This window comes from Rhodococcus sp. NPDC054953, from assembly GCF_053609225.1.
This window is the reverse complement of sequence record NZ_JBSGXD010000075.1, coordinates 710-1,182: the sequence shown is the minus strand read 5'-3', so window position 1 is coordinate 1,182 and position 473 is coordinate 710. Positions and strand designations below refer to the sequence as shown.

Annotated in this window: 1 protein-coding gene; it reads left to right on the top strand. The window is 65.8% G+C overall.

All coding sequences use genetic code 11. From position 1 onward, the window contains the following. A partial coding sequence (locus ACWF62_RS20570; protein WP_452631273.1) for a succinate dehydrogenase hydrophobic membrane anchor subunit occupies window positions 1-384 on the top strand: 384 nt, incomplete at its 5' end. Between the last annotated feature and the right edge of the window lie 89 nt (window positions 385-473).

The window sequence follows — 473 nt, the reverse complement described above, 5'->3', positions numbered from 1 at the left end:
GCCCGCACCGGCAAGACGCCCAAGGCCACCCGCACCAACTTCGAGCTGTACGGCTGGCTGTTCATGCGCCTGTCCGGCATCCTGCTCGTCGTCCTGGTGCTGGGCCACCTGCTGATCCAGCTGGTGCTGGACGGCGGCGTCTCCAAGGTCAGCTTCGCCTTCGTGGCCGGCCGCTGGGCCTCCCCGTTCTGGCAGGCGTGGGACCTGATCATGCTGTGGCTCGCCATGCTCCACGGCGCCAACGGGCTGCGGACGATCATCAACGACTACGCGCAGCGGGACAACACCCGTTTCTGGCTGAAGATGCTGCTCTACACGGCGACCGTCTTCACCGTCCTGCTGGGCACGCTGGTGATCTTCACCTTCGACCCGAACATCCGCTAGGCACGGGGCTGCGAAAATCATGAAGGTACACAAGTACGACACCGTCATCGTCGGCGCCGGTGGCGCCGGCATGCGCGCGGCCATCGAGT